This window comes from Winogradskya humida (assembly GCF_016862215.1).
Classification (GTDB): Bacteria; Actinomycetota; Actinomycetes; order Mycobacteriales; family Micromonosporaceae; genus Actinoplanes; species Actinoplanes humidus.
On the sequence record NZ_BOMN01000014.1, the window covers coordinates 20,100 to 28,172 of the forward strand.

Sequence of the window (8,073 nt, forward strand, 5' to 3'; positions counted from 1 at the left end):
GCTGAAACCCGCATCGCCGCAATCTCCTGCGGCATCAGGTGTCGAGCGCGTGCCAATCGCGTCTGGCGAGGAAACACATGTTTGGCTGTCAGACACGATTGACGATACTTGACGAGCGAAACCGCATTAAGTTGTCGGATTCCGGTGTTCAGCGCAACATCTGCAGTCCTGAGGCGGTGATTCGCTGGCGGTAGATGGCAGAGCGGCAGGGATCGCGGCTGCGGGCTTTCGTCGGCTGCGTTCCCCGCCGGGTAGGACTCCGACGGCGTACGGTCCGGGGTTTCTGACCATTGAGGGACCCGGCGGGGGCATCATGAGCCGGTGGATGAGGAGCGCGACTCCGCGGTCCTGGAATGGCTGCGCCTGAGCTGTTCGATGCGGTGGTGGAGCTGTTGCGGGATCCGCGGACGGCGCGCAACCGGGGGACGCTGCTCTACGCGCTCGGGATCGAGGCCTACGACTGCAGCAGAGCTTTTCGACAAGAACGCGTAGCGGGGGTGCGGGGATCGGCGGGGGGACGGAGAATGGGTCGCCGTGACCCCCGATCGGAAGCCTCGACTTGCCGCGCTGGACGGGCTGCGGCTGGTGGCCGCGCTGTCCGTCGCGGTCTTTCATTACACGACGTTCTGGGCTGTGGACGGAGTGCACACGCCGGCGTACTACCTGCCGCAGGCGAGCCGGGTGACCGTGTACGGGTTTCTCGGCGTGGAGCTGTTCTTCATGATCAGCGGGTTCGCGATCTGCATGAGCAGCTGGGGGCGCAGTCTCGGGCATTTCTTCGCGTCACGGGCGTCGCGACTCTATCCGGCGTACTGGGTCTGCATCGTCATCACCCTCGCCGTGACGAGCATTTTCCCGATCGGCGGGTACGTGCCCGTCAACGACCATTTCTCGCTCAGTGACATCGCCGTCAACTTCACGATGCTGCAGTATCCGATGCACGTGCCGGATGTCGACAACGTGTACTGGACGCTCTGGGTGGAGCTGCGGTTCTACCTGTTGTTCGGGCTCGTGGTGGCGAAGGGGGTCAGCTATCGGCGTACGGTCATCTTCTGCGGGGTGTGGATGGTGGCCGCGGCCGTCGCGACCACCGTGAACAGCACGGTCTTCACGATGGTGGCCGTTCCGCAGTTCGCGCCGTGTTTCGTCGCGGGCATCGCGATGTATCTGATGCACCGTTTCGGCGCCAATCCGCTGCTGTGGGGGATCGTCGGTTTCTCCTGGCTGATGAATGTGCACAGCCTGTCGAGCCGGGTGCAGATCAAACCCGGTTGGAATGTCCCGCTCTGGCCCGCGGTCCTGCTCATCACCCTCGGGTACGCGATATTGCTGCTGATCGCCCTCGGAAAGACCGACCGGATCACGTGGCGGTGGCTGACGGTCGCCGGGGCATTGACGTTCCCCTATTATCTGCTGCATCAGCGGATCGGCTACATCCTGATCCGGCACGGCCAGGAACACCTCCCGGTCCACCTGGCCGTGCTCGTCGCCGCCACCGTTGTGATCATGCTGGTCCCGGCGTGGCTGGTGTACCGCTTCGTCGAGCGGCCGTTCGGTCCCCGCTTTCGCCGCGCCCTGACCTCGGGCCTGAGCCTGCCGACCGTGCCCGCGCAGAGAAACAGCAGCTCACTGCATCTGGAAGCCGGCCCGCCCGCGCACAGCAGCAGCGGCCAGCTCACCGATGCGAACCGCTGACACGGGTACGCCCCGAGCGCCCTGGAACCACGCCACCAGCTCCAGCACCGGAAGCCCGGCCGGCGGCTCACCGACGTACGGCAGCGCGTACAGCGGCGTGTTGGGTTCGCTGCGCCAGCTCTCCGCCAGCGTGCCGAGGTCCACGGCGTCGAAGCCGAGCACGTCCAGCAGCTCCGTGACCTCCCTCTTCGCGCTCGCGTCGTCCCCGGACAGCGGCAGCGCCGTCCGGTCCGGAGCGCCGGCCGGGCGGAACAACTCCAGCAGCTGCTTCGGGCCGATGTTGTGGAACGCCTTCACCACCCGGGAGCCGGTCAGGTGCCGCTGCACGAGCTCGCTGGACGTGAGCTCGTTGCTGTCGAGCTCCGCGACCTGCGCCCCGGGATACACCGCGTAGTTCATCGGGTCGATCACCGTCTTTCCCGCCAGCTCCGCGCGGGGCAACCGGTCCAGAGCCGTGAGGGGTACGGCGGCCACGACGACATCCGCCGCCCGTGCCGCCTCCGCGGGAGTGGCCGCGTGCGCCCGGTCGCCGAGCTCGGTGACGAGGCCGGCCAGGGTTTCCGGCCCCCGGGAGTTGCTCAGGATGACGTCGAGGCCGGCGGCGACAGCGCGGCGGGCCACCCCGGCGCCGACCATGCCGGTGCCGATGATGGCGAGGGTTGATGTGCTCATGGCTCCATCTCAGCGGCAGTGACCTGCGCCAACAATGAGCAGAATGCCTCGGCAGCGATCACATCATGTGATAGATCCGAACAGTGGAACTCAGAGCGCTGCAGTATTTCGTGACCGTCGCCGAGGAGTTGCACTTCGGCCGGGCCGCGGAACGGCTGAACATCGTGCAGCCCGCCGTGAGCCAGCAGATCTCCCGGCTCGAGCGCGAGCTGGGCGTGCGCCTGCTCGACCGCACGTCACGCAGGGTGCGGATCACCCCGGCCGGTGAGCGGGTGCTCGCCGCGGCGCGGGAGACCCTCGCGGCGGCGGCCCGCGTGCGTGTGGTCGCCGGGGAGCAGTCGGCGACGCTCCGGATCGGGCTGGCGACGTGCGTCACCCCACGGGTCGGCCGGGCACTGGCACGGCTGCGCGACAGTGACCGCCCCGCCGAGCCGACGCTGATCGACCTGCCGGTGACCGCGCGCATCGACGCCGTCCGCGACGGCGAGCTCGACCTGGCGCTGATCCGCGGCGCGGTCAGCTCGACGGCGGCGCGGGTGGTGCGGGCGTGGTCCGAGCCGCTGCACGTGGTGCTCTCCCCCGGTCATCCCCTGGCCGGTAAACCCGCGGTCAGCCTGCACGACCTCGACCCGTACGGGCTGCGCCTCCCCGCCCCCGCCACCGACCCGCCGCTGCACGACGCGATCCTCGCCGTCCTGCCCGTGGCACCGCCCCGCCCGCCGGCCGGCGACCTGCTCCACGTGCTGTTCGAGGTCAGCCAGGACCCGGACGCGTGGACGCTGGTCCCGGCCGAACAGCTCGACGCCACCCGCACCGATCGCCTCCTGCAGATCCCCCTCGACCCACCGGCGAGCATCGACGGCCACATCGTGACGTCCCTCGCGACGCCGGAGACATGCGTGGCGTCATACGCGGCGGCGTTCGGGGACTGACAACAGCTCGTCCATGCGCGCGTGGATCCTGGTGTGGATGACGGTCCCGGCCAGCGCGCCGGCCTCGGCGAGCAGCTCCTCACGGCGGTCACCCACGATCGCGGTGAGCCGTTCGCCGTGCCCCTGCGGGAAGAACCGGCTGACGTTGGTGCCGACCCGCGTCCCCATCGCCCACAGCTCACCGGCGGTCACGGCGTCGCCCCGGAAGGCGGCCAGCTCGGCCCCGCCCAAGGCCCACGCCCCGAGCAGCTCCCGGTCGTGCGCGGCCAGCACCTCCGCGCGGGACTGCCCCAGAACCTCCACGGCCCGGGGCTCCAGCGCGACCCACAGGTACATGACGGCGGCCGCGACCCGGAATTCGGCATTCCCGAGAAGAGCATCGGCGTGCGCGACTGCCCCGTCGTGATCACCACGCTGCCACGCCAGCTGCGCCAGACCGAGATGGGCCTGATCGGCGTCCGTCTCCTCCGAGCCCGCGACCGCCAGCAGCCGCCGTTCCGCCTCCCCGTCACCTGCCAGGGCCAGCTGCGTGTCGAGCAGCACCCGCGCCGCCCGCGCATCCTCGGCCGCACCCACCAGCCGCATGTGCCGCTCACTACGCCGCAACCATTCATCGCTGCGCGGGTCGGAACCGCTCGCATGCCCGGCCGCGTGAGCAGCCATCCCCATTCCCCAATGGTCCCCAACCGCCTCGAACCGCCGGTAGGCCCGCTCCGCGTCCCCGTCCCCCCTCAGGACGGCCCGCATGAAGAACCCCATCCCCTGCACGTACGGATCGGAGTGCGCGACCAGCACCGCCGCGTCCACCAGGCTCCTGTCCGGATCCGCCTGCTCCAGCCCCGGCAGCGCCCCCGCCAGCGCAAGGTTGCGCGGCGAAACCTCCCCGGACCGCTCCGCGACCAGCACCCGCAGCGCCCGCCGGACCAGCACGTTGAGCCGCAGCGGCCCGGTACTCCCGGCGTTGACCCCCATCAGCACGCACAGCCACGCCAGCCGATCGGCGTCCGGCAACGGCCGCCCACTGCCCCGCCCACCCACGATCGCCGACCGCAGCCGCCTGCCCGGATCATCGAGATGCAGCAACGTCCGCGCCCACGAACTGGCCTCCGCATGCTGGCCCCGCACCGTCCACACCTGAAACAACGCAGCCGCGATGTCCACGGTAGCCGGTTCATCATCATGGTCGTACGCCCACCGCAGCGCCGCCACGAGGTTGTCCTGATCGTCCGCACACCCCTGCAACGCCGCGATCTGCCCCGGCCCGATGAACGCCGCACCCAGCGCCACCGCCCGCCGCCTCGCCCAGCCCACCATCCCGGCCATGGCGATCTCCCGCGCACCGGCTCCGGCCGTGGCGGCGTCCGCGTCGAGGCGCGCTCCGCCGTACTCCCGCACCGTCTCCAGCATCCGGTAGCGATCGCCCTCCAGCCGCAGCAACGACTGCTCAACCAGAACCGCCAGCCCCCAGCGAACACCGCCACCCCCACTCCCGGCCGTGGCGGCGGCAAGGTCGGCGGTGAACGGGGCCGGGATGACGGACAGCCGTTCCAGCAGGAGTTGCTCGGCGGGCCCGAGCAGGTCGCGGCTCCAGTCGACCATCGCCCACAGGCCGGCGTGCCGTTCGGGCAGCCCGCGCAGGGCGTCGTCGAGCAGCCCGAACCGGTCGCCGAGGCCGGCCAGGACGTCGTCGATCGGCATGTGGCGCAGCCGCGCGGCGGCCAGCTCGAGAGCGAGCGGCAGGTTGTCGAGCCGGTGGCAGAGGTCAGCGGCCCGGTCCCGCCCCCAGGACGGCGTCACTCCCCCGGCCCGTACGCGCGCCTCGAGCAGCGCCACCGCCTCCTCACCGGACAGCGCCGCCAGCCGGTGCACCACCTCACCGGCCAGGCCCAGCGGCGCCCGGCTGGTAGCGAGCACACTGAACTCGGGCGGCGCCACCGCCAGCAGCTCGGTCACAACGGCCGCCGCGGCATCGAGCACATGCTCGCAGTTGTCGAGGACGAGCAGCCCGTCAAGCTCCGCACCGGCCACCCGCAACCGCTCCCCGGCGTCAACCATCCGCCCGCCCAGCACACCGCCCGGGACGGCGTTGCTCACCAGGGGGTTCGCCTCGGCCAGGGCGGTCAGTACGGCCGGGAGCACCTCGGCGGGTGAGCGCAGGCCGGCCAGCTCGACCACGCGGACCGGGCGGGACGGGCCGGCGGAGCGGGCGAGCTCGGCGGCCAGTCGTGTCTTGCCCGCGCCCCCGGTCGCGACGATGGTCACCAGTGGAGCGTCCAGGAGCGCCTTGCTGACCACGGTGAGATCCTCGTCCCGGCCGACCAGGGGTGTCGCCGCGCGGCGCCAGGCAGCGGGCAGGCGAGGGGTCCGTTGAGGTCGGGGGGCGACCAACTGGCCGCGCAGGAGGGCGAGGTGTGCCTCGGCGAGCACCGGCGACGGGTCGGCGCCGTACCGGTCGGCGAGGTCGAGGCGCACCTGCTCGACCAGCTCCAGAGCCTCGGCGTCGCGGCCCTGGGCGGCGAGCATCCGCACCAGCAGCGCGGCGGCCGGCTCGTCGGGCGGTACCCGCGTGACCAGCTGCCGCAGATCAGCCTCGTCGAACGGGCCGCCGCAGGCCAGGGCCGCCTCCGCCCGCACCATCACCACGTCGCCGAAGAGCCGCTCACCCCCGGCAGCGGGCACGATGGCAGCGGACGCCTCCGGGAAGAACTCGCGCGCCTCGTCGGCGCAGACCCGTGCGTGGAGTGCGTCACCCGAGGCCAGCGCCCGTCTGCCCTGATCGGCGAGCCCGCGGACCAGGACGGCGTCGACCTCGACCGCGTCGGCCGGGACGCGGTAACCGCCCGGCATCGCGAGCACCGGCACGCCCAGGCGGCGTACCCGTCCGACCAGGGCCTGCACCGCACCCAGGGTGCCGTCGGGTGGGGTGTCCTGCCAGATCGCGGCGGCCAGCGCGCCGACGGAAACCGTCCTGCCCCGGGCCTCGACGAGCGAGTGGATCAGCGCGGCGAGCCGGTCACCCCGCACCGGGCGGCCGTCCACCGCCAGGGGGCCGAGCGTCGTGATCCGCACGCCACCATCATCGCGCACCCGCCGTCGCGCCTCGCCGGCGTGCGGCCTGCTGCTGCCCCGAGGTGAAGTCGCGCCTCGCCGGCGTGCGGCCTACTGCTGCCCCGAGGTGAACAGGTCGATCAGATTCTGGGCCGCCTGGTCACCAAGAATGATCCTGGCCATCGCCTCACCCTCGGTGGCCGCCGCCGCACTGCGGGGGAACAGCGCCTGCTCGTACGAGGCGAGCGCGGCCTCGATGTCGCCCGGGTGCGCCGCGATGGCGGCACCGAGCTCGGCGCCGTCCTGCATAGCCAGGTTCGCGCCCTCGCCGTTCGGGGGCTGCAGGTGGGCCGCGTCACCGAGCAGGGTCACCCCGGGCACCCGGTCCCAGTGGTGATCGGGCGGCAGCGTGTAGTGCGGGCGGCTGACCGGGGCGGTGTCGCTGGCGGTGATCAACGCGGTCAGTTCGGGGGCCCAGCCGTCGACCTCCTGCGCGATCCGGGCTGTTGCGGCGGCGCGATCGGTGAAGTCGATGTCGGTAAACCATTGCAGCGGGTTGGCCAGCCACAGGTAGGCGTGCAGGTTTCCGTCGCTCTCCCGGTGGACGAGGAAGGTCTTCCCGCTCACGTTCCGGTCGGCCACGAAGAGCATCCCGCCGCCGACCGCTTTCGCGGTGGCGGGATGACGGGTGTCGGCGTCGACCAGGAACGTCTCGATGGACGAGCTGCCGCCGTATTCGGGGACAGCGGCGGAGACCAGGGGCCGGACCTTCGACCACGCGCCGTCGGCGCCGACCAGAAGCTCCGTGACCGCGGTGCCGCCACCGGTGAAGGTCACCTCGTGACGGCCCGCGCCGAGCTCGCGTACCCCGCTGACCCGGTGGTTCCACCGGACGGTACCGGCCGGGAGGGAGTCGAGCAGCATCTGCCGCAACGCCGCGCGCTGGGCCTCCGGGCTCCCGCCCGTGCCGTCGTCGGCCTTCTCGAACAGCAGCTCGCCGTCCGGGCCGAGGACACGCATGGCCTCGCGGCCCGGCAGGACGATGGCACGGAACTCGTCCATCAGGCCGGCCGCCTCAAGGGCGAGCTGGCCGTTGTAGTCGTGGATGTCCAGCATCCCGCCCTGCGGGCGCGCCGCCGCCGAGGTCTCCGCCTCGAACACGGTGGCGGCGATACCGTGCAGGTGCAGGACGCGGGCCAGGATGAGGCCACCGAGACCGGCACCGATGATCGTGACTGGTGTATTCATGCTGCGAGCGTGCACGGCCCCACCGACACGGCAGCGACAAGTCAGCTACACGGCGACGACATCCAGCAGGGCGAGGGCTCCAGCGGACCGGCTGGCGAGCTCGGCCTGATAGACGACGAGCGCTTGGTCCCCCGGCTCCCGCGATCAGGAACTTTGTCGAAGCGCAGTTCGAGCTCGCCGACCTGGGGGCTCAGGCGCGGATCGTCGAGGCCGGTGCCGGCCGCGGCGCGCACGCTCACGATCAGACCGCCGACGCTGGCCTCCGCGTCGAGAGCGTGCCGCCGGAATAGTGGGCGAAGATCGGTTTGTTGCTCGATCGCGGCAGAGTTGCTGCCATTGCCGAGCGAAGTACGGCATGGCGGGCTCGCGAAGAAGACGCGCAGGATTTCCTCCGTTACGCAGGAATGCCTGCCTGTGTCCGGCCTGTATGCGTAGAGCCACCACGTCGCATATGTCGCGTCCATTCCCGCCGGACTCC

6 protein-coding genes are annotated in these 8,073 nt (G+C 71.4%); 2 read left to right on the forward strand and 4 right to left on the reverse strand.

Annotated features, from left to right (window positions below):
* Positions 1–534: 534 nt before the first annotated feature.
* Positions 535–1,695 (forward strand): acyltransferase family protein, encoded by a 1,161-nt coding sequence (locus Ahu01nite_RS06220; protein WP_203835435.1) that lies wholly within the window; start codon positions 535–537, stop codon positions 1,693–1,695.
* Here the strand turns inward: Ahu01nite_RS06220 and Ahu01nite_RS06225 are convergent.
* The gene (locus Ahu01nite_RS06225) at positions 1,627–2,367 is read right to left on the reverse strand and encodes an NADPH-dependent F420 reductase (RefSeq protein ID WP_203835436.1); all 741 of its coding nucleotides are present in this window, start codon (positions 2,365–2,367) and stop codon (positions 1,627–1,629) included. The two genes, Ahu01nite_RS06220 and Ahu01nite_RS06225, sit on opposite strands and share 69 nt — an antisense overlap.
* Before the next feature lie 83 nt (positions 2,368–2,450).
* On the opposite strand from Ahu01nite_RS06225, the gene Ahu01nite_RS06230 reads away from it, so the two are divergent.
* Positions 2,451–3,299, forward strand: a complete 849-nt coding sequence (locus tag Ahu01nite_RS06230) for a LysR family transcriptional regulator (protein ID WP_203835437.1) — start codon at positions 2,451–2,453, stop codon at positions 3,297–3,299.
* Here Ahu01nite_RS06230 and Ahu01nite_RS06235 read toward each other — a convergent pair.
* From Ahu01nite_RS06235 to Ahu01nite_RS06245, 3 genes are all read right to left on the reverse strand, one after another.
* A complete protein-coding gene (locus Ahu01nite_RS06235) occupies positions 3,273–6,368 on the reverse strand; it encodes an ATP-binding protein (RefSeq protein ID WP_203835438.1) in 3,096 nt (1,031 codons plus the stop codon). The two genes, Ahu01nite_RS06230 and Ahu01nite_RS06235, sit on opposite strands and share 27 nt — an antisense overlap.
* 90 nt (positions 6,369–6,458) lie before the next feature.
* Positions 6,459–7,595, reverse strand: a complete 1,137-nt coding sequence (locus Ahu01nite_RS06240; RefSeq protein ID WP_203835439.1) for an FAD-dependent oxidoreductase — start codon at positions 7,593–7,595, stop codon at positions 6,459–6,461.
* A gap of 41 nt (positions 7,596–7,636) precedes the next feature.
* A partial coding sequence (locus Ahu01nite_RS06245) for a hypothetical protein (RefSeq protein WP_203835440.1) occupies positions 7,637–8,073 on the reverse strand: 437 nt, incomplete at its 5' end.